A 22,724-nucleotide genomic window follows, 5' to 3' on the forward strand; every position below is an offset into this window, starting at 1 on the left:
CGCGCACCCGCGCACCGGAAGGGCCCGTACGCTCCGGCGTACGGGCCCTTCCCATGGGCCGTGGACGGACCTCAGTCCGGGATGAGCCCGTGCTCCCGGAGGTACTGCAGCTGGGCGCGGACGGACAGTTCGGCGGCCGGCCACAGCGCGCGGTCCACGTCCGCGTAGACCCGGGCCACCACCTCGGCGGCCGTCCGGCAGCCGGCCTCGACCGCCGTCTCCACCTGGGCCAGCCGGCCCGCCCGGTGCGCCAGGTAGTAGTCCACCGCGCCGAGCGCGTCCGCGAGCACCGGCCCGTGGCCGGGCAGCACCGTCCGCACGCCGTGCTCGGCGGCCATGGTGTGCAGACGGCGCAGCGAGTCCAGGTAGTCGCCGAGCCGGCCGTCCGGGTGGGCGACCATCGTGGTGCCGCGGCCGAGCACGGTGTCACCGGTGAGGACCGCGCCGTCGGCCGGCAGGTGGAAGGTGAGCGAGTCCGAGGTGTGGCCGGGCGTGGCGACCACCCGCAGGTCGAGGCCGCCGACGTCCAGGCGCTGACCGTGGGTGAGTCCCTCGGAGCCGAGCCGGTGCGCCGGGTCCAGCGCGCGGACCTCGGTGCCGGTCAGCTCGGCGAACCGGGCCGCGCCCTCGGAGTGGTCGGCGTGCCCGTGGGTCAGCAGGGTGAGCGCCACCCGCTTGCCCCGCTGCTCGGCGGTCTCGATCACCCGGCGCAGATGGCCCTCGTGCAGCGGGCCCGGGTCGATCACCACCGCGAGGTCCGAGCCGGGCTCGGAGAGCAGCCAGGTGTTGGTGCCGTCCAGCGTCATCGGGGACGGGTTCGGCGCCAGCACGCAGAGCGCACGGGCGGTGGCCTCGCCGCCGATGGCGGCGGCGGGGTCACCGGGCAGGAGTCCGCTCACCGGCCGCCCTCGCCGTCGCGGTACAGCAGGCGCAGGGGCAGCGAGCGGACCAGGGCGCGCTGGGCGAGCTCGGCGAAGCCGACCGGGCCGCTCTCACAGGCCGGGGTGCGCGGGGTGAGGCTGCGGGCGGGCATCTCGGGTGCCGTCCGGCGAGCCACGTCGTTGTGGGTCATCGGCGTCGGTCCTTTCCGGTGGACGGGTAGAAGGGGGACGGGTAGAAGGGGACAGCTGAGGGGCGCGGCGTCAGCCGACGCGCTCCTCGGGGAAGGTGCCGTCGATGGTCAGTTCGTCGTACCCCGGCCAGCGGACGGTCAGCCGCTCCCCGCGCACCTCGGCGCGGCCGAGCACCGGCTCCAGCGAGCGGCCGGCCGCCGCGTCCAGCGCCTCGGCGGCGCTGCGCACCGGCAGCAGTTCGCGCAGCACGGTGACGGTCGGCGGCAGCATGCCGAACCGGCCCTCCTGGTAGCCGCGGACCGCCTCGGCCGGGGTGAGCCAGGCGACCCGGTCGGCCTCGCCGACCTCGCGGGCGGCGTCCTGCCCGGACGGCAGGGCGGCGACGAAGAACCAGGTGTCGTAGCGGCGCTCCTCGAACGCCGGGGTGATCCAGCGCGCCCAGCCGGCCAGCAGGTCGCTGCGCAGCAGCAGGCCGTGGTCACGCAGGAAGTCGGCGAAGGAGAGCTCGTGGGCCTCCAGGGCGGCGCGCTCGGCGCTCCAGTCGCGGGGCTCGGCGACGCTGCCGGCGTCCGGGCCGGCCAGCAGGACCCCGGCCTCCTCGAAGGTCTCGCGGACCGCGGCGCAGACCACCGCCTGCGCGGTCGCGGCGTCCACCCCGAGCCGCTCGGCCCAGGCGCGCGGACCGGGTCCGGCCCAGCCGAGCTCGGCCTCGGCGTCCCGCCGGTCCACTCCGCCGCCCGGGTAGGCGTACATGCCGGCGGCGAACGCCATCGAGGTGCGGCGGCGCAGCAGGTAGGCCTCGGGGCCGGCGTCCGCGGCCTGGTCCCGGAGCAGCACCACGGTGGCGGACGGCTTCGGCACGGGCGGGGTCAGCTCGCCGGCGGCGGCCGCCCTGATCCGGGCGGGCCAGCCGGGCGGCATCGGGAGCGTCGTTGCTCGCTGGTCCATGCCCGGATGCTAAGCGCCCGGGGGCGGGGTTGGACAGGGGTGATCCATTGTCCGACCCCGCCCCCGGCAGGTGTGCGCGCCGCGGTCAGGCCCGGACGCGGACCTGCAGCTCGACCTCGACCGGGGCGTCCAGCGGCAGCACGGTGACGCCGACCGCGCTGCGGGCGTGCACACCCGCCTCGCCGAGGACCTTGCCGAGCAGCTCGCTGGTGCCGTTGATCACACCGGGCTGGCCGGTGAAGTCGGGGGCGGAGGCGACGAAGCCGACCACCTTGACGACCTGCTCGACCAGGTCGAGGTCGCCGATCACCGACTTGACGGCGGCCAGCGCGTTCAGGGCGCAGATCTGCGCGAGCTCCTTGGCCTCCTCCGGGGTGACCTCGGCGCCGACCTTGCCGGTGTGCGGCAGCTTGCCGCCCACCATCGGCAGCTGGCCGGAGGTGAAGACGAACTCACCGGTGCGCAGCGCGGGCACGTAGGCGGCGACCGGGGCGGCCACCGGCGGCAGGGTCAGACCCAGTTCGGCGAGCTTCTCCTCGACCTTGCTCATGCCTGCTTCTCCCGCTTGAAGTAGGCCACCAGCTGCTCCGGGTTCGGGCCCGGTACGACCTGGACGAGCTCCCAGCCGTCCTCGCCGAAGTTGTCCAGGATCTGCTTCGTGGCGTGCACGAGCAGGGGTGCCGTCATGTATTCCCACTTGGTCATGGCCAGACTCTAGACGCTCCGTCCCGACGGACCGGCACGGTCCGCGCCCGGGCGTGCTCCGGCGTGTGAAGTGGCCCACAAAGCGGGCATGATTCAGGCCCGGCCCCCGGGGTAGTCCCGGCATCCGGCGCGGTCCCTGGTTACCCTCGCGGAAGGGCACCCGTGTGGTGCCGGCCCTCGGAGACGGACGGAGACGGAGCGTGGCACGCACCCCCGGCCAGGCGGCCCGGCGCGATCCCGACTGGGAGGGCGTGCGGTTGCACGTGGTCAGCGGCAAGGGCGGCACCGGGAAGACGACGGTGGCCGCGGCGCTGGCGCTGGCGCTCGCCGCGGAGGGCCACCGGACCCTGCTGATCGAGGTGGAGGGCCGGCAGGGCATCGCCGAGCTGTTCGGCATAGCGGCGCTGCCGTACGAGGAGCGCCGGATCGCCTCGGTCACCCCGGCCCAGCTGGGCCTGCCGGCCCAGGACGGCGCGAACGCGGGCGGCGAGGTGCACGCGCTCGCCATCGACACCGAGCAGGCGCTGCTCGAGTACCTCGACATGTTCTACAAGCTCGGCCGGGCCGGGAAGGCGCTGCAGAAGGTCGGCTTCGTCGACTTCGCCACCACCATCGCCCCCGGCGTCCGGGACGTCCTGCTGACCGGCAAGGCCTGCGAGGCCGCCCGCCGCAAGGGACCGGACGGACGGCGGCGGTACGACGCGGTGGTGATGGACGCGCCGCCGACCGGACGGATCACCCGGTTCCTGAACGTCAACTCCGAGGTGGCCGGCCTGGCCCGGATCGGTCCGATCCACAGCCAGGCGCAGGCCGTGATGCGGGTGCTGAAGTCGGCGGAGACCGCCGTGCACCTGGTCACCCTGCTGGAGGAGATGCCGGTCCAGGAGACCGTCGACGGCTTCGCCGAGCTGCGCGAGGCCGGGCTGCCGGTGGGCGGGGTGCTGGTCAACATGGTCCGGCCGCCGGTGCTGGACGCGGCGGCGGTGGCGGCGGTGGACGGCGACCACCGCGAGGAGGTCGCGCTGGCCCTCGGCGAGGCCGGCCTCGGCGGGCGCTCGCGCAAGCCGGAGACCGTCCGGGCGACGGTCGAGCCGCTGCTCGACCCGCTGCTGGAGCAGGCCCGGGAGCACGCCGAGCGGGTGGAACTGGAGCGCGCCCGGCGCGCCGACCTGCAGCAGCTGAAGCTTCCCACCTACGAACTTCCGCTGCTGGGCGAGGGTGTGGACCTCGGCGGGCTCTACCGGCTGGCGGGCGAACTGAAGCGTCAGGGGGCAGCGTGAGCGAGCGCAGGAGTGTCAACGGCGACGGCAGCCGGCTCGCCGTGGACGAGCTGATCGACAGTCCGAGGACCCGGATCATCGTCTGCTGCGGCTCCGGCGGCGTCGGCAAGACCACCACCGCGGCGGCGATCGGCCTGCGGGCCGCCGAACGCGGCCGCAAGGTCGTCGTGCTGACCATCGACCCGGCCCGCCGGCTGGCGCAGTCGATGGGCCTGACCGAGCTCGACAACACCCCGCGGATCGTCAAGGGGGTGAGCGGCGACGGCGAGCTGCAGGCCATGATGCTCGACATGAAGCGGACCTTCGACGAGGTCGTGCTGGCCCACGCCGAGCCCGAGCGGGCCCGGGCGATCATGGAGAACCCCTTCTACCAGTCCCTGTCGGCCGGCTTCGCGGGCACCCAGGAGTACATGGCGATGGAGAAGCTCGGCCAGCTGCGGGCGGCCGAGGAGTGGGACCTCATCGTCGTCGACACCCCGCCGTCGCGCTCCGCGCTGGACTTCCTGGACGCGCCGAACCGGCTGGGGTCGTTCCTCGACGGCAAGGTGATCCGGATCCTGACCGCGCCGGCCAAGGTCGGCGGCCGGTCCGCGATGAAGTTCCTGAACGCCGGGATGGGCCTGTTCACCGGCACCCTCGGCAAGATCTTCGGCGCCCAGCTGCTGACCGACGTGCAGACCTTCGTCAGCGCGATGGACTCGATGTTCGGCGGCTTCCGCGAGCGCGCGGACCGCACGTACCAGCTGCTCCAGGCGCCGGGCACGGCGTTCCTGGTGGTGGCCGCGCCGGAGCGGGACGCGCTGCGCGAGGCGGCGTACTTCGTGGACCGGCTGGCCGCCGACCGGATGCCGCTGGCCGGACTGGTGCTCAACCGGGTGCACGGGACCGGCGCGCCGCAGCTCACCGCCGAACGGGCGCTGGCGGCGGCGGAGGCGTTGGAGGAGAACGGCTCGGAGCACGCCTCGCCGGAGGCCGAACTGCTCGCGGCCGGGCTGCTGCGGCTGCACGCCGAGCGGATGCAGGTGATGGTGCGCGAGCGCCGGACCCGTGACCGCTTCGTCTCGGTCTACCCGGACGTGCCGATCGTCGAGGTCGCCGCACTGCCCGGGGACGTCCACGACCTGGACGGACTGCGGGCGATCGGCGAACGGCTCAGCGGCTCCGCCGACTGATCGGACCAGCCGACTGATCCGACCAACCGACCGGCCGGCTTGGCCGGCCGCACCCGGACAACCGGTCCGGCCCGGGCCCCCCAGCCCGGGCTGACCGACCCTCCCGCCGCCGGCTGCCCGGCGGCGCGGGGCTCAGCCCGCCTGGGCGTAGTCCGTCAGTATCACGCCGGTGGCCAGCGAGGCCTCGTACTCGGTGCGCGCGGTCTCCAGCAGCCGGCGCCACGAGATCACGGTCGGCCGGCGGCGCAGCAGCGCCCGGCGCTCGCGCTCGGTCATCCCGCCCCAGACCCCGAACTCCACCCGGTTGTCCAGCGCGTCCGCCAGGCACTCCGTGCGCACGGGGCACCCGCTGCACACCGCCTTGGCGCGGTTCTGCGCCGCCCCCTGGACGAACAGTTCGTCCGGATCGCTCGTGCGGCAGGCGGCCTGCGCACTCCAGTCGTCTACCCAGCCCATGCCGGCGCCGTCCTCTCCCGAATCGAGGCTCCCCCACGGCGGCAACGGCATATTCACCGTTGCCAGTTGAGGACGTTACGGAAGAACGACAGCTTGCAACAGCCCCTTCGGGCTCAATCTCGAATGACCCAATTGGACTATGGGTGGCGATCAGCTCACTCGTTGGAGTGATCGCAGGTCGCAAGCCTTGCCAGGGCCGGGGGCGCCACTCTCGCCACGCGAGCCGTCACTCACTGCTACCGGACACACGGGTGCAGCGTCCGACAGCTGCCTCAAAAGCACACCAGTAGCGGGCAATTCGGGCAATTCTCATCACTCACAAGAGTGATCGATGCTGACGCAGCGAAGCTGTCGCAAGCTTGTGACAAGCCTAGGCGAACACCTGCCCCGGTGTGTGGCATTCGGCAACGTAGGGTTCTCCTCATGGCACCGAAGCGCCCCCAGGCATCCCAGCCCCCCGGCAACACCGGAGCTCCGCGCGGCAAGCGTCGCGGGTCACCGCTGGACTACGCGGGACACGGAGTGAAGTTCCTGGGGGTCAGCGTGCTCTCCGGTGTGCTGCTGGCCGGCATGGCGCTGCCCGCCGTCGGGGCGCTCGGACTGACCGCCAAGAACACGGCGGAGGGCTTCTCGAACATCTCCGACGACTTCAAGACCCCGCCGCTCACCCAGGCCACCCAGATCTTCGACGCCAAGGGCGGACTGATCGCCAAGGTCTACGAGCGCGACCGCACCGTCCTCACCGCCGACCAGATGTCGCCGTACATGCGGCAGGCCCAGGTCGACATCGAGGACGCCCGCTTCTACGAGCACGGCGCCGTCGACCTCAAGGGCGTGCTCCGCGCGATCAGCAAGAACGCCGAGAGCGGCACCGCCTCCCAGGGCGCCTCGACGCTGACCCAGCAGTACGTGAAGAACGTCAACGTCGAGAAGGCCGGCGACGACCAGGCCGCCGTCCTGGAGGCCCAGCGCAAGACCCTGGGCCGCAAGATCCAGGAGCTGAAGGTCGCGATCAAGTTGGAGGAGGACCTGACCAAGGACCAGATCCTCACCAACTACCTCAACATCACCTTCTACGGCCACCAGGCGTACGGGATCGAGGCCGCGTCCCAGCGCTACTTCAGCAAGAGCAACAAGGACCTCACCGTCGCCGAGGCCGCCACCCTGGCCGGCCTGGTGCAGAACCCGTCGCAGTACGACCCGGTGCGCTTCCCGGACAACTCGGTGAAGCGGCGCAACGTCGTGATCGACAAGATGGTCGAGAACAAGCACATCACCGCGGACCAGGCCAAGGAGGCCAAGGCCGCCCCGCTGGGCCTGAAGTACAAGGACCCGCAGAACGGCTGCATCACCGCCCAGGCGGGCATGGGCTTCTTCTGCGACTACGTCCGGCACGTGGTCAAGCAGGACCCGGTGTTCGGCAAGAACGCCGCCGAGCGCAAGAAGTTCTGGGACCAGGGTGGTCTGAACATCTACACCACCCTCGACCCGGACAAGCAGGCCGCCGCCCAGACCGCGGTGACCAGCAAGGTCAAGGTCACCGACCCGGTCTCGGCCGCGGCGACCATGATGGAGCCGGGCACCGGCAAGATCCTGGCGATGGCGCAGACCCGCCCGTACGGCCTGGAGCCGGCCAAGAACCAGACCGTCGTCAACCTCAACGTCGACGCGGCGATGGGCGGCGGCAACGGCTTCCAGCCCGGTTCGACGTTCAAGCCGATCATCGCCGCGGCCGCGCTCGAGAACGGCATGCCGCCCACCAAGGCGTACCCGTCGGAGAACCGCATCGAGTGGCCGGCGATGAAGACCTGCGAAGGCACCTGGAAGAACACCTACAAGGGCAACGAGCGCTACGTCCCGAACGAGAGCAAGAGCGAGGTCGGCCCCTACGAGCTGAAGCAGGCGATGGCCCTCTCGGTCAACACCTACTTCGTCCAGATGGAGCAGGAGATGGGGCTCTGCCCCGTCAAGCAGATGCTCGACAAGCTGGGCATCACCGCCACCGCCGCCGGTGACAAGCTGGAGGTCGTGCCCTCGATCACCCTGGGCACCAAGGAGATGTCGCCGCTGACCATGGCGAACGTCTACGCGACCTTCGCCGCCCGCGGCAAGCACTGCACGCCGATCGCGATCAACAAGATCACCACCGTCGACGGCAAGGACGTCAAGGTCCCGCAGACCAGCTGCAGCCAGGCCTTCTCCGAGCAGACCGCCGACGCGATGAACACCGTCCTGCTCAACGTGACCGAGAAGGGCACCGGCGCCACCCTCGGCCTGGAGGACGGCCGCCAGATCGCCGGCAAGACCGGTACCACCGACAAGAAGAAGGCCGCCTGGTTCAGCGGCTACACCCCGCAGCTCGCGACCGCGGTCTGGATCGGCGGCCCGACCGGCGGCGTCGAGATGAAGAACATGAAGATCGGCGACACCTACTACGGCGCCGACGGCGTCTTCGGTGCCACCGGTCCCGGCCCGATCTGGAAGATGGCCATGGACGGCGCGCTGAAGGGCTCGCCCAAGGAGACCTTCCAGACCATCGACATCCCGGACCCGGCCCCCAAGCCGGACCCGAACGCCACCGCCCCGGCCACCGCGCCGGCCGACCCGAACGCGGGCGGCAACCCGCAGCCGCCCGTGCCGAACCCCGGCGTCCCCGGCACCAACGCGGGCGGCGCGATCGGCGGCGGCTTCACCTTCCCGCCGGGCATCATCGGCGGCGGCGACGGCGGTGACGGCGGGAACGGCAACGGCAACGGCAACGGGCGCGGCCGCCACTGAGCGGGCACCCGGTGAACGACGGGGGCGCCCCCCGAGCTTCGGCTCGGGGGGCGCCCCTCTTCCGTGCTTCCGCGGCGCCCGTCTCACGCGGCCCCGGTCACCGAGCCCCGACCGCTCAGCCGGCGAGGGCTGCCTTCACCGCGGCGGCCACCCGGCCGCCCTCGGCCAGGCCCTCGACCTTCGGCCGCACCAGCTTCATCACGGCGCCCATGCCCTGCGGCCCGCTCGCCCCGCTCTCCGCGACGGCGGCGGCCACGATCGCCGTCAGCTCCTCGTCGGACAGCTGCTTGGGCAGGTAGCCGGCCAGCACCTCGCCCTCGGCCCGCTCCCGGGCGGCCTGCTCGGCCCGGCCGGCGTTGTCGAAGGCCGTGGCGGCCTCCCGGCGCTTCTTCGCCTCCCGGCCGAGGACCTTCAGCACCTCGTCGTCGGAGAGCTCGCGCTTCTCGTCCCCCGCCACCTCCTCGCTGGTGACGGCGGCCAGCGTGAGCCGGATGGTGGACGAGCGCAGCTCGTCCCGGTTCCTGATGGCAGCCGTGAGGTCCTCCTGCAGCTGCGCCTTGAGCGTCGTCATGGCCCCGAGTCTCCCACCTGCGAGGTTCCGCCGCCCGCCATTAACCCGTGCCCCGCCCTTCCCCTCCCTTTTAAAGTGGTTACATGACCGACGAGCGGCCTCCGGGCCTGGTGCTGCACTCCCCCGGCGGAACGCGGTTCCACTTCGATCCCGGCACGCTCTGCCTGGAACTGCTGCCCACCGGCGGCCCCGGCCCGTACGCCCGGTACGAGGTCCTGCACCGGCCCGCCGACCTGGCCGACTGGGCCGCGAGGTCCCGGCTGGCCCTGCCGCCCGGCGCCGTCCGGATCACCGACGGCCAGCTCACCGCCGTCCGCGCCCTGCGGGACGCCCTGTGGCGGCTCACCGCGGCCCGCGCCGCCCACGGCGCGGGCGCCGGGGACCCCGCAGACTACGCCGTGCTCAACCGGGCCGCCGCCCGGCCCCCGCTCGCCCCGCAGATCACCCCGGACGGCACCGCGGCCCCGCCGCTGCCCGGCGACGGCGACCAGCTCGCCTCCACCGTCGCCCGCGACGCCATCGCCCTGTTCACCGGCCCCCACGCGGACCGGGTCCGCGAGTGCGGCGCCGACGACTGCCACCTGCTCTTCGTCGACACCTCGCGGCCGGGGCGGCGGCGCTGGTGCTCGATGGAGCGCTGCGGCAACCGCCACAAGATCCGGGCCCTGCGCGCCCGGCGCGAGCAGCACGAGGAATGACCCCTGCCTCCGTCCGGGGCCCGTCCGGGACCCGCCCGGACCCCGTGCGGGCACCGGCAGTTCACCTGCTGATCCGCCGTCTGAGAGCATGGAACGATGCGACCGCTGTACTCCGTTCCCCTCGGAATCGCCGCCACCGGCGCCGCCTGCCTCGCCTACTCCGCTGGGTACGAGGTCCGTTCCTTCCGCCTCCGCCGGGTCGAGGTCCCGGTCCTCCCCCGAGGCGCCCGCCCCATCCGGGTACTGCAGGTCTCCGACATCCACATGGTGGCCAACCAGGGCAAGAAGCGGCGCTGGCTGCAGAGCCTCGCCGGCCTGCGCCCCGACCTGGTGGTCAACACCGGCGACAACCTCTCCGACCCGCTCGGCGTCCCGGCCGTGCTGGACTCGCTCGGGCCGCTGATGGAGTTCCCCGGCGTCTACGTCTTCGGGTCCAACGACTACTACGGCCCCGCCCGCAAGAACCCGGCCCGCTACCTCCAGGCCCTGCGCAGCGGCGTCCACGGCATGAACAACCCCGACGGCACCGCCGCGCGCGGCGTCTCCGGCGCCGTCCACAACCCGTGGGAGAAGCTGCGCGACGGCTTCGACGCGGCCGGCTGGCTCGACCTCACCAACACCCGGGGCCGCCTCACCGTCGCCGGCCTCGACCTGGAGTTCACCGGCCTGGACGACCCGCACATCCGCCGCGACCGCTACAGCGAGGTCGCCGGGGGCCCCGCCGCCGACGCCGACCTCTCCATCGCCGTCGTGCACGCCCCCTACCTGCGCGTCCTCGACGCCTTCGCCGCCGACCGCTACCCGCTGATCCTCGCCGGCCACACCCACGGCGGCCAGCTCTGCGTCCCCTTCTACGGCGCCCTGGTCACCAACTGCGACCTCGACGCCAAGCGGGTCAAGGGCCTCTCCACCCACCTGGCCGGCGGCAGCCGCTCCTACCTCCACGTCTCGGCCGGCTGCGGCACCAACCGCTACACCCCCGTCCGCTTCGCCTGCCCCCCCGAAGCCACCCTCCTCACCCTCACCCCGACCCCCCGCTGACCCTCCCACCCCGCTCGCCGAGGAACCGGATTTCGTCTCTCGGCGAGCGTCCGGTAGAGTTCTACTCGTCGCGAAGGAGACGGAGCGACAAACAGAAAGACCGGGGTGTGGCGCAGCTTGGTAGCGCGCTTCGTTCGGGACGAAGAGGCCGTGGGTTCAAATCCCGCCACCCCGACCCAGTCCAGAGGGCCTATCGGAGAAATCCGGTAGGCCCTCTGGCGTTGTGCGTGTCTAACTGAGTGACTAAGCCTCAGGGTCTCGGGAGAACAGGTCATCCATGACCGTCGCCCCAGTCTGGATCACCGGACGGATCTGGTGGCGGTAGACCTCTTCGGTGACCGCCGTACTGGAGTGGCCGACCAGGCGGGAGATCTCTTCCAGGGGCACACCTCTGTCCGAAAGCAGGGAGACGAAGCTGTGGCGTAGCTCACGAGGGGTCCAGTCGGCGGCGTTGATCCCTTCCGCCGTGCCGATGGCGGACCGGAACGCCCGCCGGACGTGGGACGGGTCCAGCTCGGTGCCGACGGCCGAATGGAAGACCAGGTTGTTCTCCTCCCACTTGTCACCGGCGGCGAGCCGGTCCCAGCCCTGATCCACCCAGTGGTCCCAGAGCGCTTCGACGCAGCGGGCCGGCAGCGCGACCGTCCGGCGGGACTTCCGGGTCTTGGTATCGCCCGACGCGCGGACCGAGCGCCACACGGCGATGTGCGGCGGGACCGGCGGGGTGGCAGTGGGCTGGCCCTTGAGGAAGACGTGGTCCCAGGTGAGCGCGCGAAGCTCCTCTGTCCGGGCGCCGGTGAGGAGGGAGACGACAATGTATGCGTGCATCAAGGTCTTCTCGGCCGCTTTCAGCACCGCCTCCGCCTGAGCGAAGGTCAGCGACTTCGACGGCCGGCCCGGCTGTCCGGTGGGGACGGAGCAGAGTTCGACGACGTTGCGCTTGACCTTGTCCCGGGCCATGGCGCGCTTGACGGCCCGGTTCAGGCAGGAGTGGAGGGCCTGGAGGGTGCGGGTACTGAGGATCTTCGCCTTGTCCGCCAGCCAGCGGTCCACGTCCTCCGCGCTGAGGTCCCGGAGCTTGCGGGCGCCGAGAGCCGGTATGACGTGGTTGAGGCAGAGAATCCTGCTGGTCTCCACGGTCTTCTCGTCCCGGCCGGCGAGGCCGAAGGCAAGCCAGTCGTTCACCGCGTTCTCCACCGTGTAGTTCGTGGGCGCGATGGCCAAGCCGTCCTCGAAGTCCCGCAAGACTTCTTTGAGCTTGTTGCTCGCCTCGGTCTTGGTCTTGCCGCTCCCGCGCTTGGTGATGCGCTTGCCGCCCGGGTCGAAGCCGAGGTTGGCCGCCGCGATCCAGCGCTGTCGCTTCTCGTCCCAGTGGAGGCCGCCGTCTCCCCTGCTGCGGCGCTTGGTCAACGTCGGCCCCTCGCTTCGCGCTCCAGCAGCGCGACGTAGTCGGCGATGGCCGAGGCGGGGATGAGGCGTGAACGGCCCTCCTTGACAGTCCGGAGGCGGCCGGTGCGGATGAGGTCGTAGATGACCGTCCGGCTCAGGTTGAGGACATCCACGGCGTCCGCCACCCGGAAGAGGGCGGGTCTGGTCATCACGTCAGCCACGGGTCGGTTCTCCTTCCGTGCCGGGAGCGGGTTGGACGGCTGCGGCGAGCCACTGTTCACCACGGGTGAGGCCGAGGCCGGCGAAGACCCAGTGAGCGAGAACGAGCGTGGTGTGGTCGACGGCCGGGGCGTCCGGGCCGTGGAGGCGTTCGAGGGTCTGGGCACGACGCCAGGCGGTACGGGCGTCACGGAGGGCGCCCAGGGTGGTCGAGTACTTGCGGGTCTTGGTGGAGAAGTGGCCCCGGAAGCCGAGCATGTGAGCCCAGGCGCGGAGGCGGAGTTCGGCGAGTTCGGGGCGGGCGCCGAGGTTCCAGCAGGTGCGGATGAGCCGGCGGGCGTGTTCGGGGATGTCGTGCTGGGCGATCTCGACGAGCAGGCGCACGGGGCGGTCGAGCGTGCCGGTCGCGGTCTCGGCGCCCTTGGTGGCGTACTTGGCGATGTAGGCGGCGACGGCGCGGTCCGTGATCTGCGCGGCGCCGGTGAAGTCGGAGCCGCGGATGGTGCGGACGTCGAGCTGGCGGCCGAAGGAGAAGCGGAGCTGTCGGCCGTCGAGGTCCGGGCCGGGGATGTCAGTGCGGCGGGCGGCGGCGCGGATGGCGTCGGTCAGCAGCTCGGCGGAGGCCCAGGAGGGCGGAGGCGTGTCGCCGCCCTCGGGGCCGTCGAGGCGGATGACGGCGTGGAAGTGGATGGCGCCGCGCTTCTGGTACTCGGCGACCTTGCCGAACGAGATCCGGGCGAAGTCCTTGAACTCCCGCTGCGTCAGCCCGGCGCGCTTGGCGACTTCCCGGCGGAGCAGGATCGTGAAGCGGGCCCAGATCTTGCCCACGTGGGCGTTCCACAGGACGGCGGTCTCGTAGTCGTACGAGTCCGGGTCGAGGGGCGAGCCGAGCGCGGGGTCGTCGGCCGAGTGAGCGGTGCCGCAGCGGCAGCGGCCGGAGGCGGGACGGTTGTGGACGGGGCCGAAGCTGGGGGCGGTGAAAGTGGCGAAGACCCGGGGGTGCGAGGCCACGGTCTCCGGGGTGCCCTTGCCGCCGACGAGTCCGGCGGTGATCAGGTGGTAGGTGTCCCGGCGGTAGGTCTCGGCGCAGGACGGGCACCGGGTGGTGCGGCGGTTGCCGCAACGGACGAGCAGGTGGCCGGCGGGCAGGTCGGCCGGCTCCAGGTGGTGGAGAACCTGTCCGGTGGTCTCGTTGATCTCGGTGCGCCAGCCGTCGAGGCGGATGGGCGAGGTGCAGCCGGCGAGCCCGGAGAGCTGTCGCATGAGAGCGGGCATCGTGCCGAGTTCGGCGAGGCCGACCAGGTCGGCGATGGGCGGTGCGGTGGTGGTCGTCATCAGGCGGCCACCGCCAGTGGAAGGCTGGCCGGCGCCAGAACGGAACGCAGGACGGCGGTGGCCAGACCGGGCGGGACGGCGTTGCCGATCTGCTCGAACTGCTTCGTCCGCGAGCCCGCCCATGGGTAGTCGGCGGGGAAGTCCTGGAGGACGGACGCCTCGGTGGCGCTGAGCCGACGGACGGGTGAACCGTCATCGTCCAGCCAGGTCACGTCGTTGAGGGAATGGCCGAACAGCAGGGTCGGCGCGGGGGTGTCGATACGACGGCGGGTGGCGGAGGGACGGTTGCCCATGCGCAGGGTCCAGGAGCGGGCGCGAGCCGTCAGCGCCCACGAGGGTCCGGTCGTGGCGAAGCGGTTGCCGCCGCCGTGGTGTTCGCCGCGGGTGATGACGTCGCCGACGGGCAGGTGGAGAGCGTTGGCCATGGTGACCCAAGGGGAGCGCCCGGGGCCGAAGAGGCTCTCCGGTTCGGCGGTGGCGGCGTGGGTGGGACCGGGCGGCGTGACCGGGCAGACGGCGGAAGCCAGAAGGAACGCCCGGCGGCGGGTCTGGGGCATGCCGTAGTCGGCGGCGTTGAGGACGCCGACCCAGGTCGAGTAGCCGAGGCCGCGCAGGATGCGGGCGGTGTGGTCGAAGAGGGTTCCACCGCGGGGACTTCCTCCAAGGCGATCCAGTCCGGGCGGGTGTCGAAGGCGTAGCGCAGGGGTTCGACGGCCAGGAGCGAGCGCGGGTCGGCGCAGGCGGAGTGCAGGGCGGACCTGGTGTCGCGGCCGGCGGTGAGGTCGTCGAGCGCCTGGTGGCAGAGCGCGATGTCGTCGTTTCCGGCACGCAGCCCGGCGGCGCTGAAAGGTCTGGCAGGGCGGCGAGGCGATGAGGCCGGAGACCTTGCCGACGAGCGGGGCGGTCGGGTAGGTGGCGACGTCGGTGCGGATGGTGTGATGACCGGCAGCGGTACGGGTGGCGCAGGCGGCGGCGTCGATCTCGAATCCGATGTCGGTGTGGCCGAGTCGGCGCAGGCCCTCGGACCAACCCCCGGGGCCGGCGAACAGGTCGATGATGTAGCGGTTCAAGGCGGTTCCTCCCTCTGGTGGAGAGGCCCCGGGACGGACCAGCGGCACCGGTCCCGGGGCCGGGCTGGTCAGGACTGGTCGGTGGGCCTGGGGTGCTGCTCGGTCCACTTCTCGGCGCAGACCTTGTGGGCGGGCTTGCCTCGGTCGGAGCGGAGGTTGGTGGGCTTCTGGCAGACGCCGCAGGGGGCGGGCTGCGGGGACCAGTGGCGGGAGTCGCGCCAGTCGAGGAGGGCCATGTCAGACGGCCTTCGCGGTGGCGACGACGGCCGGGCGGACGACGGTGCCGGACCCGTGGCAGGTCGGGCAGTTGACCGGGACGGTGGCGCGGGAGCCGTCGCGGAGGCGGACGCCGGTGGCGATGGCGACGGCGGCGAAGCCGGAGCAGTTCGGGCAGATCCGGGCCGGGGCGTGGTTGTGCTGGGGCATGATGGTGCTCTCCTTCGTGGGCTTCGGTTCGGGAAGGGGTTGCGGCCCCGGGGCGGCGGATGCTTGGCGGCGTGAAACCGCCCCGGGGCTGGTTCAGAGGTCAGCGACGGCGAGCGAGCCGGCCGTCGGACTTGTGTGCGTACATGGCCCGGTCGGCGGCGGCGAGCGCGTCCGTCAGGGAGATCACCGGCAGCGCGGCAACGGCGCACAGGCCCACCGAGGCGGAGACCGGGACGACGCGGCCGACGTGCGTGACCGGCTGGTGGAGGGCTTCGAAGAGGTCGCGAACGCGGTCGGGGCCGTCCAGGACGATGGCGGCGAATTCGTCCCCGCCCAGGCGGGCGGCAATGCCGGAGTGACCGCACCAGGCGGACAGACGCATGGCAGTGGCAGCAAGGACAGCGTCACCAGCAGCGTGGCCGTGGGTGTCGTTGACGGCCTTGAAGTGGTCCAGGTCGACCAGCAGCACCGAGGCACGGTCGGGGTGGCGCTGGATGATCCGCTCGGCGCGGGCGGTGAAGCTGTCGCGCGTGTGCAGGCCGGTGAGCGGGTCGCGGCGGGCTGTCGCCAACCGGCGGTTGAGCACCAGGCCGTGGGTGGTCCATCCGATCAGCGGTGCACCGGCGGCAAAGATCGTGGGCAGATCCATGAGCGGTCCTTCGTGATGGGCGGTGATGGGGTTGCGGTCGCCCGGGACGGCTGGATGCTTGGCGGCGTGAAGGCCGTTCCGGGTTGGCTGGTCAGAGGCCGAGCGACTGGGCGCGGGTGGCGGCTCGGTCGAGGAGGCGGTGGATGTCGGCCTGCCGGGTGGTGGGGCGGTCGTTGTACTCGTCCGGGGAGTTCACCGGGCGGCCGGTGGAGTGGAGGACTTCCATGACCTGCACCCGGGCCGTGGTGACGGTGGCCGGGGTGCCGTAGCCGTGGACGAGGACGGCGGCCTGGGCGCCGAGGAGGCAGACGCGGCCGGCGGAGTCCCACATGGCGCCCTGGAGCCAGCCGAAGGCGCCGATGTACCGCGAGGTGAGCCGCAGGTGGTCGGCGGCGCTCACCGGGGCCGGGCGGGCCGGACGACGGGTGAGCCGGTCGAGCCGGGTGGGCTGCGGGAGCGGGTAGCCGGCGTTCCAGGCCTGGACCGTCGAGCCGCGCGGCGAGACGAACGGGACCGGGATGCGCGCCGGGGCGGGCAGCGTGGCCATGTACGCCTCGATCTCGGCGACCAGGGCGGCGCCGTCGGCCGTGACGAGCGGTGGGAGGCCCAGGAGCGTGCCGTTCACGGGTAACTCTCCTATCTGTTCGGCTACTTGGTGCCGGTCTGGTTGATGACGGCGACGCCGTCGCGGGTGGTCTTGTCGATCAGCGGGGCGGCGGACGAGCCGGCGAGGTAGAAGCCGAGCAGGACGAGCGCGGCGACGGCCCACCAGCGGAGGCAAAGGTTGCGGACGATGAACCAGGCGGCGAGCGCGAGGATCGGGAGGAGGGGCAGCGAGATGTTCATCTGGCTTGCCTTTCAGGCGAGCTCGGCGGCGAGTGCCGAGGCGAGCGGGTCTCGGACGCCGAGCTGAGCGCGGAGTGTGGCGGCGTCGATCGGGCTGCCGGTGTGGGCGCGGTGGCCGTCGGCGACCTTGCGGGCGTGTTCGAGGAGGAAGGCCGGAACCTGCGGACTCGCGGTGGGAGCCGCGGGCGTCGGGAGCGGTGGCAAGGGCGGTGCGGGAGTCGGCTCCGGGAGCGGTGCCGGTGTGATCTCCGGCACGGCGGGCGCCGGGAGCGCCGGCGGAGGTTCGAGAAGGGGCTCGTCGGCCGGGGCGTACAGCGGCTCTTCGGGCTGGACGTCGTCCGACTCGTCTTCGGCCGGGACGATCTCAGATTCCGGGGCCGGTTCGGTCGTCGAGTGAGCCAGCAAGGTGCCGCCGAGGAACGCGGCGGCGGGCCACCCGGCGACGAGCACTCGGAGCCAGGCCGGTGCGGCGGCGAGGTCGAGGAGCCCGGCCGTGCCGACGTTGGCGCCGAGCGAGGCGGCCAGCGCGATGACGAACCAGACCCAGGCGAGCCGTACGGAGGCCCCGGAGCGGAGTCGGCGCCAGGCGGCGACCAGCAGGAGGTCCACCGAGACCGGGTAGGCCCAGGACTTCCAACCGGCCTGGCCGGCGGCCTCGGCGAGGTCGTGCAGGTGGGCGAAGGAGAGCGCGGCGGCGATCACCGCTTGCGCCAGCACGGCGTCCAGCTTGGGAAGACGGCGCACAGTGATCACCCGGCGGTGTTCAGGTGCGGGCAGCGCGGACGTCGGCACGCGGTGACGTAGAGACGGCGCTGACCGGCATCGCGGGCGGGGTGCTCCTTCACGTCGTGCACGGTCCAGAAGCGGGCCAGGTCGGCGACGACGAGGTGCACGTCGTTCACGTCGCAGATCACGCGGATCTCGATCACTTGACGGCCTCCGGCGTGGTCCCGGCGCCGAGGCAGTCCAGGCACGTGGCCTCCTGCTCGGCGACCTTGCGACGACGGGCGCCACGGCCGGCGAAGACGGTGACGGCGGTCTGACCGGTGCCCGCGCAGGGCTGGCAGGGCACGGGCGTGGGCGCCGTCTGGCGCTTGCGGGTGGCCACCCGGATCACCGGCTGTTGCGCTTGGCGCGGTTGGCGGCGGCGCGCGCCTCGCGAGCGAGGGCGGCGGCGTCGCGGTCGTTGGGGTTGGCCTTGGCGATGCGCTCCAACTGGTCGGCCTTCTCGGCGAGCAGGGGGCCGATGTCGGCCCCGTTCCGGCTGGCCAGGCGGCTGCCGATGACGGCGCCGAGTTCGGCGTCGGAGGGCTTGCGGGACACGGTGAACTCCTCAGGTCTCAAGGCATGGAGGTGGTAGAGACTTGGCGCGAGACGGTGCGCCGACCGGAGTGAGAGGGTGCTACTCGGCGACCGGGGCCGGCGCGAAGACCGGCGGCGCCGAGGGCACGGGCGGGATGTCCGCCGGGATGAGCTGACCGGCCGGGGCCGTCGGGCGGAACGCCGCGAGGCGGGGCAGCTCCGGCGTCAGGTGCGCGAACTCGGCGCAGCGCTCAGCGACGTCGGCCAACGAGCGGTACGGCGTGCGGATCTCGTACCAGCGGCCGGAGGTGTCACCGGCAACGGCCTTACCCGGCATGTCGGGGCTGATCCGGGTGGCGGCGAGCATGGCGACTTCGGAGATGTCCCCGAGCCCCATCCGGGCCGTCTCCAGGTCGTTGACCCGGTGGACCGTGCGGCCGGTGAGCTGCGAGCGGAGCAGGGTCGCGCCCTTGCCCAGCTCGGAGCCGAAGCGCTGGCCCGCGATCTCCAGGTAGATGCCGGCGGCGCGGGCGAGTTGAGCCAGGCGGATGAGCGCGGTGACAGCCTGGTTGCGGCGTTCCTCATCGGCCCTGCTCGTCACCAGGAACAGCTCGGCGATCTCGTCGACCAGCACGACGATCGGCACCGGCCGCAGCTTCTCCGGCAGACCCCAGATGTCGGAGGTGAGGTCTTCGGCGGCGACCGACCCGGGCACGCCCTGGTGGGCGCGGATCAGGTCGTACCGGTCGTCCATCTCGACGAGCAGCGCGAGCAGCAGGCCCAGCGCCTCGGCCTGGTCGGTGGCCAGCGCGGACAGCCGCGGGGCGAAGGGGCGCTGTTCGACGCCGCGCTTGCAGTCGATCCCGACCAGCGCGACCGGCTGAGCGGCCAGGCCGTGCACCAGGTTCCGGGTGAACATCGACTTGCCTGACTGGTTGGCACCCAGGTCGAGCCCGTTCGGTACCTGCCGGTAGTCGCGGTGGTGAACCGTACCGTCGGCCCGCAACGCGACCGGGACCCGCAGCAGACCGGCGGACTTGGCGGTGGCCCGGCGCGGCATCCGGACGTCGCGGAGCACATCGAAGCCAACCACTCGCAGGTCCACGATGCCAGGCTTGACCTCGGCGGCGTACACCGCGTGGACGGCCCAGGCGTGCCGCAGCTTCTCGGTGGCGCTCAGCACGTCGGCCGTCTCCTGGCCCCGGGCGAGGCGGAGCCGAATGCGCATGCCGGTCGAGCTGGCGATGATCCTGCGGATCTGGGGCATCGCCGGCCGGGCCGGGCGGTTGGCGGCCGAAGACGCCATGGCGCGCCAGAACGAGGGGTCCACCGTGAGGCCGCACGACTCCATCACGGCCTCGTAGTCGCGCCGGATGCGGTGGACCGCGAGCGGAAAACCGATGGTCGACCAGTAGGTGCGCGGCATCCTGGCCCGGGCGTAGAGGGCACCGGAGCCGAGGGCCGCAGCGGGGGTGCCCAGCTCCAGGAGCGTCGTCGTCAGCGCATCCATGGCGGTCAGGCGCTCGCGCTGGCGAGGGAGGGCGCGGCCGTGACGGTCACGGCGTCGGCCCGGAAGGCGATGCCGGAGCGGCGCTGACCGTTGAACTCGTTCTCCCACGGCCGGGCGATCAGCCGGGTGAGGCTGACCAGCATGCCGGGCGCCAGCCCCTCGGGGATGCCCGGCTGCGGGACGGTGAGGGACAGGATGTCGGCCTCGCCGTTGGCGACGAACGTGACGTCCAGGGTGACCAGCGGCGCACCGGTCTCGGCGTCCATGGCCATCTCGCCGGTCTGGCGGTTCTTCAGCTTCGGGCGGGGCGGCTGGGTGACCATCACCAGCGCGCCGGTCGTGTCGACGGGGATGAAGCGCATGAGCTGGGCTCCTTCGTCTGGCCCTGAGGGAAGCGATCAACCTCCGGGCAGTCTCACCACGGCAAATGCCGGGCATCCGCAGCACCTCCTGAGGTCTTGTCTTCAAGTCCTCATTAAGAGTTGCCGTGGTGATGACTATGACTGGTCATCAGTTAGTCGTCAACACCTCTTTAAGACTTAGGATGGGCCCGAGACCACGACAGGACGGTGACCTGCACCATGGCCAACCAGTACGAGCGGATCGCGACCGATCTCAGGCGCCGGATCGGCGCCGGCGAGCTGGCGCCGGGCGACCGACTCCCCACGGAACCCGCGCTCGCCACCGAGTACGGCGTGAGCGTGCCGACCGTCCGCCAGGGTGTCGGAGTGCTCCAGGCCGAGGGGCTGGTGGAGAAACAGCATGGTCGCGGAACGTTCGTCCGCCAGCAGCCGACCCCGGCCAAGCGGGACAACCTGCGGCACCAGTGGGAGAAGGACCGGGCCCGCCAGTCCAGGGAAGAGCGGCTGAAGACGGGTGCCACCGAGCACGACACCGGGCTGACGGTGAACGATCTCGTGTTCTCCGCCGAGTACACCCAGAAGCCGGCGGATGCCGATCTGGCCGCAGCGTTCGCCGTTCGCGAGGGCACGATGCTGCTGGAGCGCACCTATCGGACCCGCCGCAACGGCGAGCGCACGCCGTTCAACGTCTCCCGGTCCTACCTGGTGCTCGACATGATCGCCGGGAACCCGGACCTTCTCCGGGACGACCAGGAGCCCTGGCCCGGCGGAACGCAGAACCAGCTGTACACGGTCGGCATCGAGCTGGACCGCATCGTGGAAACCTTCCGGGCCCGGCCCCCGACGCCGGAGGAGACCGAGGAACTTGGACTTCCGGTGGGTGTGGCGGTGATCGTTCTCCGGAAGACTTGTATCGACACGACGGATCGTGTGGTGGAGGTCGCCGATGTGACGCTGCCGGGCGACCGCACCGAAATGGTCTACACGACCCAGCTGAGCAGGTGGTGAGCATGGCCAGGCTCGTAACCGTCATCACGGCCGTCCACGGCCCGAGCGCCGAGTACCTGGCGGACGCCTACAAGTCACTGCTTGAGCAGGACCTCCCGCACGGGTGGGACTGGCAGTGGGTGATCCAGGAGGACGGCGAGACGGACGACGTTGCCCCTCACGTCCCGGACGATGCGCGGATCAGCTTCGGGCAGGGCAGGCACGGGCGTGCGGGCATGGCGCGGACGATGGGCCTCTCACGGGCGGCCGGCGAATTCGTGAAGGTGCTGGACGCCGACGACATGCTTCCGCCAGGAACGCTGGCCCGGGACATTGCCGTCCTCAGCGGGCGGCCGGACGTGGCGTGGACGACGTCGCGAGTACTCGATCTTCTCCCGGACGGCAGCACGGTCGGCTTCGATCAGGACCCGCTGGCCGGGCCGATCGAGCGCGGCGAGGTGCTGGCCCACTGGAAGGCCCACGACTTCCGCGCCCAGGTGCATCCGGCGACGCTGTGCGTCCGGCGGGACCTGTTGCTCGCGCTGGGCGGGTGGATGGCCCTGCCTGCGTCCGAGGACACCGGGCTGCTGCTAGCGCTCAACGCGGTGAGCCGCGGGTGGTTCGTCGAGGAGACCGGGCTTCTGTATAGGAAGTGGCCGGGGCAGAGCACCCACCAGGCGGCGCACAGCCACGAGATCGAGCGGGAGGCGCGGATGGCCGTCATCCAGGCGCGGGCGGAGTCGCTGCTGGCACTGGAGAACTGGCGGCTCGACGCTGGCTGAGCGCGACTCGACGAGACCGGCCCCGGCAGCGCGAGCGTCGGGGCCGTCTCGTTGCCCGGGTCAGGGCCGGTCGGAAGCCCCATCCGAGTTCCGAGCGCCAGGGAGCAGAAGCCCGCGGGCCGTGTGGTGCTCTCCCTCGAATCGGCCCCGGACACCCAGGTCCGCGCGGGCGGACTCGTGGAACCGGTTGATCGCCTTGAATGCCTCGGTGTGCAGTGACCGCCAGTCCGCGAGAGTGCCGTCGACGATGCCGCGGGCCTGCCAGCCGATCGCGGCTAGGTTCTCCTGAATGGCGTGGGCCGCCTCGATCACCTCGTCGCCGGCGAGCAGCATGACTCGCTCGAAGGCCATGGCCTGGGCGCCGCCGGCCTCGGTCAGTTCCATCGCCAACTCGTGCTCGGTACGTGGCATCAGCCGGATCTCCTCGCGCACCTCGTACAGGAGAACTGCAAGGTGGATCGAGGTCCGGACCCGCCCGACGTAGTCGGCATAGGCGTCGAGCTTCTTCTCATCCCACCGGAGCCGAAGACCGTCCTTGCGCCTGCTCCGCTCCATCAAGTTGTTCGTCAGGTACGTCGTCAGCCCACCGAGCACCACGGCCGCGATGGTCACAAGCTGGGTGATCGTATCCATAGCCCCCGCGCAGGATGGTGAAGAACCGTCAGTTCAGAGCCTGCCGATCATAGGCGGAGACCGGCGGGCCGAGCAGCAGGGCGACGTGCAAGGGGTGAAGGAGTGAGAGGGGCGAGGAGGCGATGGAGAGGAGTGCGTAAAAATCTTCTCTACGGGTTCAAGGGCGCGCACGGCGCGCCAGCGCGCGGCCCAGCCGCTCGCCGCCGCTCCTGTCTTGCGCCCCGCGACGGCGGCGGCCGGCCGCGCCCGGCGGCCGACGGCGATGGGGCGGGTTGAGGCCACTACCGGTCGTGGCTGGTGACGGGCGGCTCCACGGTTTTACCCACCTGCCAGGACCGGGACCCGCGTCGAGCAAGACCGGGGGGCCACTCGGCCAAATTGCGGTCAGGCCCAAAGAGCCCTGACCGAGTCGCAACAGCTTACGGCCCCCCGATCATGCTCGACCCCAGACCAGACAGGACACCGGCCAAAACCGCTCCGCCGCCCAGCGCG

General features: G+C 71.9%; 30 protein-coding genes, 1 tRNA gene and 1 pseudogene. 8 read left to right on the top strand and 24 right to left on the bottom strand.

All coding sequences use genetic code 11. The annotated features are described in order from the left end of the window. Window positions 1-71: 71 nt before the first annotated feature. The 5 genes from ABTX81_RS04505 to sp36 all read right to left on the bottom strand — a co-directional run bounded on the left by ABTX81_RS04505 (window position 72) and on the right by sp36 (window position 2,726). Window positions 72-899, bottom strand: a complete 828-nt coding sequence (locus ABTX81_RS04505) for an MBL fold metallo-hydrolase (protein WP_350541468.1) — start codon at window positions 897-899, stop codon at window positions 72-74. Further along, on the bottom strand, window positions 896-1,072 hold the full coding sequence (locus ABTX81_RS04510) for a hypothetical protein (RefSeq protein WP_350541469.1): 177 nt from the start codon (window positions 1,070-1,072) through the stop codon (window positions 896-898). Before ABTX81_RS04510 ends, ABTX81_RS04505 begins: the two co-directional genes overlap by 4 nt. Before the next feature lie 70 nt (window positions 1,073-1,142). Further along, complete coding sequence (locus ABTX81_RS04515) at window positions 1,143-2,021, bottom strand: NUDIX hydrolase (protein ID WP_350541470.1); 879 nt, start codon at window positions 2,019-2,021, stop codon at window positions 1,143-1,145. Between the two features lie 85 nt (window positions 2,022-2,106). Then, on the bottom strand, window positions 2,107-2,571 hold the full coding sequence (locus tag ABTX81_RS04520) for a RidA family protein (protein ID WP_350541472.1): 465 nt from the start codon (window positions 2,569-2,571) through the stop codon (window positions 2,107-2,109). Then, window positions 2,568-2,726: a Sp36 family protein gene (gene sp36, locus ABTX81_RS04525; protein WP_350541473.1), complete on the bottom strand. Its 159-nt coding sequence runs from the start codon at window positions 2,724-2,726 to the stop codon at window positions 2,568-2,570. Before sp36 ends, ABTX81_RS04520 begins: the two co-directional genes overlap by 4 nt. Before the next feature lie 200 nt (window positions 2,727-2,926). On the opposite strand from sp36, the gene bagA reads away from it, so the two are divergent. Together bagA and bagB are read left to right on the top strand one after the other, a co-directional pair. Further along, window positions 2,927-4,006, top strand: a complete 1,080-nt coding sequence (gene bagA / locus ABTX81_RS04530) for an ATPase BagA (protein WP_350541474.1) — start codon at window positions 2,927-2,929, stop codon at window positions 4,004-4,006. After that, a complete protein-coding gene (gene bagB, locus ABTX81_RS04535) occupies window positions 4,003-5,178 on the top strand; it encodes an ATPase BagB (RefSeq protein ID WP_350541475.1) in 1,176 nt (391 codons plus the stop codon). The genes bagA and bagB overlap by 4 nt, the downstream gene beginning before the upstream one ends. 132 nt (window positions 5,179-5,310) lie before the next feature. Here bagB and ABTX81_RS04540 read toward each other — a convergent pair whose 3' ends face one another. Continuing rightward, window positions 5,311-5,634 (bottom strand): WhiB family transcriptional regulator, encoded by a 324-nt coding sequence (locus ABTX81_RS04540; protein ID WP_344338874.1) that lies wholly within the window; start codon window positions 5,632-5,634, stop codon window positions 5,311-5,313. Between the two features lie 522 nt (window positions 5,635-6,156). Between ABTX81_RS04540 and ABTX81_RS04545 the strand changes: the two genes are divergently transcribed. Then, entirely contained in the window at window positions 6,157-8,412 is a 2,256-nt protein-coding gene (locus tag ABTX81_RS04545) for a transglycosylase domain-containing protein (RefSeq protein WP_350541476.1), read from the top strand. 115 nt (window positions 8,413-8,527) lie between these two features. Here the strand turns inward: ABTX81_RS04545 and ABTX81_RS04550 are convergent, their stop codons facing one another. Continuing rightward, window positions 8,528-8,983, bottom strand: a complete 456-nt coding sequence (locus ABTX81_RS04550; RefSeq protein ID WP_350541477.1) for a GatB/YqeY domain-containing protein — start codon at window positions 8,981-8,983, stop codon at window positions 8,528-8,530. Window positions 8,984-9,066: 83 nt separating this feature from the next. Between ABTX81_RS04550 and ABTX81_RS04555 the strand changes: the two genes are divergently transcribed. The 3 genes from ABTX81_RS04555 (at window position 9,067) to ABTX81_RS04565 (ending at window position 10,897) form a co-directional block, all read left to right on the top strand. Continuing rightward, the gene (locus ABTX81_RS04555; RefSeq protein WP_350541478.1) at window positions 9,067-9,681 is read left to right on the top strand and encodes a CGNR zinc finger domain-containing protein; all 615 of its coding nucleotides are present in this window, start codon (window positions 9,067-9,069) and stop codon (window positions 9,679-9,681) included. A 96-nt stretch (window positions 9,682-9,777) separates the two neighbouring features. Further along, complete coding sequence (locus tag ABTX81_RS04560) at window positions 9,778-10,722, top strand: metallophosphoesterase (RefSeq protein ID WP_350541479.1); 945 nt, start codon at window positions 9,778-9,780, stop codon at window positions 10,720-10,722. Between the two features lie 101 nt (window positions 10,723-10,823). Next, a tRNA-Pro gene (locus tag ABTX81_RS04565) sits at window positions 10,824-10,897 on the top strand. Window positions 10,898-10,965: 68 nt separating this feature from the next. On the opposite strand, the gene ABTX81_RS04570 is transcribed toward ABTX81_RS04565, so the two are convergent. The 16 genes and pseudogenes from ABTX81_RS04570 to ABTX81_RS04640 all read right to left on the bottom strand — a co-directional run bounded on the left by ABTX81_RS04570 (window position 10,966) and on the right by ABTX81_RS04640 (window position 19,830). After that, complete coding sequence (locus ABTX81_RS04570) at window positions 10,966-12,132, bottom strand: site-specific integrase (protein WP_350541480.1); 1,167 nt, start codon at window positions 12,130-12,132, stop codon at window positions 10,966-10,968. After that, a complete protein-coding gene (locus ABTX81_RS04575; RefSeq protein ID WP_350541481.1) occupies window positions 12,129-12,332 on the bottom strand; it encodes a helix-turn-helix domain-containing protein in 204 nt (67 codons plus the stop codon). The genes ABTX81_RS04570 and ABTX81_RS04575 overlap by 4 nt, the downstream gene beginning before the upstream one ends. Next, window positions 12,325-13,665: a replication initiator gene (locus ABTX81_RS04580; RefSeq protein WP_350541482.1), complete on the bottom strand. Its 1,341-nt coding sequence runs from the start codon at window positions 13,663-13,665 to the stop codon at window positions 12,325-12,327. The genes ABTX81_RS04575 and ABTX81_RS04580 overlap by 8 nt, the downstream gene beginning before the upstream one ends. Further along, the gene (locus ABTX81_RS39590; RefSeq protein WP_502892712.1) at window positions 13,665-14,222 is read right to left on the bottom strand and encodes a DNA cytosine methyltransferase; all 558 of its coding nucleotides are present in this window, start codon (window positions 14,220-14,222) and stop codon (window positions 13,665-13,667) included. The genes ABTX81_RS04580 and ABTX81_RS39590 overlap by 1 nt, the downstream gene beginning before the upstream one ends. A 21-nt stretch (window positions 14,223-14,243) precedes the next feature. Continuing rightward, a pseudogene (locus tag ABTX81_RS39595) lies at window positions 14,244-14,843 on the bottom strand (DNA cytosine methyltransferase); the annotation flags it as partial. Continuing rightward, window positions 14,804-14,971 (bottom strand): hypothetical protein, encoded by a 168-nt coding sequence (locus ABTX81_RS04590; RefSeq protein ID WP_350541483.1) that lies wholly within the window; start codon window positions 14,969-14,971, stop codon window positions 14,804-14,806. The gene ABTX81_RS04590 and the pseudogene ABTX81_RS39595, both read right to left, overlap by 40 nt. Before the next feature lies 1 nt (window position 14,972). Next, window positions 14,973-15,161 carry a hypothetical protein gene (locus ABTX81_RS04595; protein ID WP_350541484.1) on the bottom strand — a complete coding sequence of 63 codons (189 nt, stop codon included), beginning with the start codon at window positions 15,159-15,161 and terminating at the stop codon, window positions 14,973-14,975. A gap of 100 nt (window positions 15,162-15,261) precedes the next feature. Continuing rightward, on the bottom strand, window positions 15,262-15,810 hold the full coding sequence (locus ABTX81_RS04600; protein WP_350541485.1) for a GGDEF domain-containing protein: 549 nt from the start codon (window positions 15,808-15,810) through the stop codon (window positions 15,262-15,264). A 91-nt stretch (window positions 15,811-15,901) separates the two neighbouring features. Continuing rightward, a complete protein-coding gene (locus tag ABTX81_RS04605) occupies window positions 15,902-16,435 on the bottom strand; it encodes a DUF6197 family protein (RefSeq protein ID WP_350541486.1) in 534 nt (177 codons plus the stop codon). A gap of 23 nt (window positions 16,436-16,458) precedes the next feature. Then, on the bottom strand, window positions 16,459-16,656 hold the full coding sequence (locus ABTX81_RS04610) for a hypothetical protein (protein WP_350541487.1): 198 nt from the start codon (window positions 16,654-16,656) through the stop codon (window positions 16,459-16,461). A gap of 12 nt (window positions 16,657-16,668) precedes the next feature. Continuing rightward, complete coding sequence (locus ABTX81_RS04615; protein WP_350541488.1) at window positions 16,669-17,400, bottom strand: DUF2637 domain-containing protein; 732 nt, start codon at window positions 17,398-17,400, stop codon at window positions 16,669-16,671. Window positions 17,401-17,405: 5 nt separating this feature from the next. Next, window positions 17,406-17,585: a hypothetical protein gene (locus tag ABTX81_RS04620; protein WP_344338893.1), complete on the bottom strand. Its 180-nt coding sequence runs from the start codon at window positions 17,583-17,585 to the stop codon at window positions 17,406-17,408. Beyond that, complete coding sequence (locus ABTX81_RS04625) at window positions 17,582-17,764, bottom strand: hypothetical protein (RefSeq protein ID WP_350541489.1); 183 nt, start codon at window positions 17,762-17,764, stop codon at window positions 17,582-17,584. The genes ABTX81_RS04620 and ABTX81_RS04625 overlap by 4 nt, the downstream gene beginning before the upstream one ends. 5 nt (window positions 17,765-17,769) lie before the next feature. After that, window positions 17,770-17,979 carry a hypothetical protein gene (locus tag ABTX81_RS04630; protein WP_350541490.1) on the bottom strand — a complete coding sequence of 70 codons (210 nt, stop codon included), beginning with the start codon at window positions 17,977-17,979 and terminating at the stop codon, window positions 17,770-17,772. 79 nt (window positions 17,980-18,058) lie between these two features. Further along, window positions 18,059-19,468, bottom strand: a complete 1,410-nt coding sequence (locus ABTX81_RS04635; protein ID WP_350541491.1) for an FtsK/SpoIIIE domain-containing protein — start codon at window positions 19,466-19,468, stop codon at window positions 18,059-18,061. Window positions 19,469-19,473: 5 nt separating this feature from the next. Further along, window positions 19,474-19,830: an SCO3933 family regulatory protein gene (locus ABTX81_RS04640; RefSeq protein WP_350541492.1), complete on the bottom strand. Its 357-nt coding sequence runs from the start codon at window positions 19,828-19,830 to the stop codon at window positions 19,474-19,476. Between the two features lie 219 nt (window positions 19,831-20,049). Between ABTX81_RS04640 and ABTX81_RS04645 the strand changes: the two genes are divergently transcribed. Both ABTX81_RS04645 and ABTX81_RS04650 read left to right on the top strand, forming a co-directional pair. After that, window positions 20,050-20,838, top strand: a complete 789-nt coding sequence (locus ABTX81_RS04645) for a GntR family transcriptional regulator (RefSeq protein ID WP_350541493.1) — start codon at window positions 20,050-20,052, stop codon at window positions 20,836-20,838. Window positions 20,839-20,840: 2 nt separating this feature from the next. Further along, on the top strand, window positions 20,841-21,599 hold the full coding sequence (locus tag ABTX81_RS04650) for a glycosyltransferase (protein ID WP_350541494.1): 759 nt from the start codon (window positions 20,841-20,843) through the stop codon (window positions 21,597-21,599). Between the two features lie 60 nt (window positions 21,600-21,659). Here the strand turns inward: ABTX81_RS04650 and ABTX81_RS04655 are convergent, their stop codons facing one another. Continuing rightward, window positions 21,660-22,232 carry a hypothetical protein gene (locus tag ABTX81_RS04655; protein ID WP_350541495.1) on the bottom strand — a complete coding sequence of 191 codons (573 nt, stop codon included), beginning with the start codon at window positions 22,230-22,232 and terminating at the stop codon, window positions 21,660-21,662. Window positions 22,233-22,724 lie beyond the last annotated feature (492 nt).

Origin of the sequence: Kitasatospora sp. NPDC097605 (assembly GCF_040302725.1) — a bacterium.
Taxonomy (GTDB): Bacteria; Actinomycetota; Actinomycetes; order Streptomycetales; family Streptomycetaceae; genus Kitasatospora.

Excerpts from the sequence above, each read along its gene's own strand:
- ABTX81_RS04515 (WP_350541470.1), bottom strand. The coding sequence starts at position 2,021 with ATGGACCAGCGAGCAACGACGCTCCCGATGCCGCCCGGCTGGCCCGCC.
- ABTX81_RS04635 (WP_350541491.1), bottom strand. The coding sequence starts at position 19,468 with ATGGATGCGCTGACGACGACGCTCCTGGAGCTGGGCACCCCCGCTGCG.
- ABTX81_RS04610 (WP_350541487.1), bottom strand. The coding sequence starts at position 16,656 with ATGAACATCTCGCTGCCCCTCCTCCCGATCCTCGCGCTCGCCGCCTGG.
- ABTX81_RS04600 (WP_350541485.1), bottom strand. The coding sequence starts at position 15,810 with ATGGATCTGCCCACGATCTTTGCCGCCGGTGCACCGCTGATCGGATGG.
- ABTX81_RS04650 (WP_350541494.1), top strand. The coding sequence starts at position 20,841 with ATGGCCAGGCTCGTAACCGTCATCACGGCCGTCCACGGCCCGAGCGCC.
- ABTX81_RS04540 (WP_344338874.1), bottom strand. The coding sequence starts at position 5,634 with ATGGGCTGGGTAGACGACTGGAGTGCGCAGGCCGCCTGCCGCACGAGC.
- ABTX81_RS04580 (WP_350541482.1), bottom strand. The coding sequence starts at position 13,665 with ATGACGACCACCACCGCACCGCCCATCGCCGACCTGGTCGGCCTCGCC.
- ABTX81_RS04595 (WP_350541484.1), bottom strand. The coding sequence starts at position 15,161 with ATGCCCCAGCACAACCACGCCCCGGCCCGGATCTGCCCGAACTGCTCC.
- ABTX81_RS04640 (WP_350541492.1), bottom strand. The coding sequence starts at position 19,830 with ATGCGCTTCATCCCCGTCGACACGACCGGCGCGCTGGTGATGGTCACC.
- ABTX81_RS04645 (WP_350541493.1), top strand. The coding sequence starts at position 20,050 with ATGGCCAACCAGTACGAGCGGATCGCGACCGATCTCAGGCGCCGGATC.
- sp36 (WP_350541473.1), bottom strand. The coding sequence starts at position 2,726 with ATGACCAAGTGGGAATACATGACGGCACCCCTGCTCGTGCACGCCACG.
- ABTX81_RS04510 (WP_350541469.1), bottom strand. The coding sequence starts at position 1,072 with ATGACCCACAACGACGTGGCTCGCCGGACGGCACCCGAGATGCCCGCC.
- ABTX81_RS04655 (WP_350541495.1), bottom strand. The coding sequence starts at position 22,232 with ATGGATACGATCACCCAGCTTGTGACCATCGCGGCCGTGGTGCTCGGT.
- ABTX81_RS39590 (WP_502892712.1), bottom strand. The coding sequence starts at position 14,222 with ATGCCCCAGACCCGCCGCCGGGCGTTCCTTCTGGCTTCCGCCGTCTGC.
- ABTX81_RS04555 (WP_350541478.1), top strand. The coding sequence starts at position 9,067 with ATGACCGACGAGCGGCCTCCGGGCCTGGTGCTGCACTCCCCCGGCGGA.
- ABTX81_RS04520 (WP_350541472.1), bottom strand. The coding sequence starts at position 2,571 with ATGAGCAAGGTCGAGGAGAAGCTCGCCGAACTGGGTCTGACCCTGCCG.
- ABTX81_RS04560 (WP_350541479.1), top strand. The coding sequence starts at position 9,778 with ATGCGACCGCTGTACTCCGTTCCCCTCGGAATCGCCGCCACCGGCGCC.
- ABTX81_RS04550 (WP_350541477.1), bottom strand. The coding sequence starts at position 8,983 with ATGACGACGCTCAAGGCGCAGCTGCAGGAGGACCTCACGGCTGCCATC.
- ABTX81_RS04590 (WP_350541483.1), bottom strand. The coding sequence starts at position 14,971 with ATGGCCCTCCTCGACTGGCGCGACTCCCGCCACTGGTCCCCGCAGCCC.